This window comes from Bradyrhizobium sp. P5_C11_2 (assembly GCF_054049755.1).
This window is the reverse complement of record NZ_JBFULT010001033.1, coordinates 1-1,274: the sequence shown is the minus strand read 5'-3', so window position 1 is coordinate 1,274 and position 1,274 is coordinate 1. Positions and strand designations below refer to the sequence as shown.

3 protein-coding genes are annotated in these 1,274 nt (G+C 60.0%); all 3 read left to right on the top strand.

Going from position 1 to position 1,274, the window contains the following annotated elements:
- The coding region (locus ACXJL8_RS41425; protein WP_456687075.1) for a hypothetical protein at positions 1-194 on the top strand (194 nt) is incomplete at its 5' end.
- 60 nt (positions 195-254) lie between these two features.
- Entirely contained in the window at positions 255-635 is a 381-nt protein-coding gene (locus ACXJL8_RS41420) for a hypothetical protein (protein ID WP_456623782.1), read from the top strand.
- Between the two features lie 359 nt (positions 636-994).
- Positions 995-1,274, top strand: a 280-nt coding sequence (locus tag ACXJL8_RS41415) for a hypothetical protein (protein ID WP_456687074.1), incomplete at its 3' end; no start/stop codon positions are given.

The window sequence follows — 1,274 nt, the reverse complement described above, 5'->3', positions numbered from 1 at the left end:
TCCCTGCACCGCGGGCCAACGATGCAATCGAACGCCGTGCGCTACGCTGCCGGTATCATGTTGGCTCGCGTGCCCGGATGCAGCCGAATGTTGCGTTGCCGTCGACCGTCAGGGCCCGCCCCCTCGCCCGCAACCTGATGCGGAACCGCAACCGCCGGGTTGTCTTTTCGAGCCGTCTCATCGCAGCAATTTGACGTTTGGGCTGATTTTTGCTTCTTCTGCTGTCGATTGTTTATTCATTTTGGAGACCGGCAATGCGCGATCGATCAGGCAAGCTTGTTGCGGTGATGGTTCTTCTGGGCTCCGGCCTCGCCGCAATCCCGCATCCGGCCACTGCCGCCGACATGGCTCTGCGGGCTTCACCAAACGCGGTCGGCAGCTGTTCGGAGCTCGTCTTCACCTGCGAGAATGGCAGGCAATATCCGCTGTGCCCGATCGCAGTGTCGATCGCCGGTGACGTCGTCACGGCGTCGCTGCATACGGGCCGGTCCAGCGGCGTGCATGTCCGCCTGGTCCCGATGGGAGTCGGTTATCGCTATGCCGGTCCCGGCATTTGGGTCGACGGCTTCCGGGGGAATGCCTTGCTCAATTTCGGAAAGCACAGCCAGGTCGCCTGCACCATCGAGAACTACTGAGCCAGAAGACGGAGCGGCGCCAGCAGGCGCCGCCCATCGAGCTTGCCCGCTAGCCCCTGCTGCGAACGACGACCGCCCGACCGCGCGGGTACATGTAAGCCTTGGGACGAAGGTAGACCGGACAGTAATTGTCCCACTGGTATTGCTGCCAATTCCATTTCCAGCAGCCGGTCGCGATCTCGGGATCGGGATACCAGTTCAGCCGATACGGTTCATCGCCGAAAGGGTACCGACCACTCTCGGCGCTGGCGGGCGATGCACACAGACAGACGGCGGCGGCAATCGCAGCAAGGCATGACTTATACATGACTTTCTCCAAATATCCGGCATAGTGTCAAACCAATACACCGGGATCAAGCTTGGAAACCTCGGTCGTCCCGGCACTCTCCTCGCCGAGCCGCCTGCCTCGATACGGCGACACCATACGCCTGGTGCCTGAGCCTCTTTTGGAAGTTGCTGTCGGACCGCACCATTGCGAAGCCGTTCAGATCATTGCAATCGAAGTGATTTTCCTCACTGGCCCTCCGACACAAATCCTGTTCATGAAACAATCCATTTCCCTCAATGCGAAGCTTCGGTGGCCCGATGTCAGGGATCATTACGTCGTCGTTTATGAGGGACATGCGATCGGCACCATAC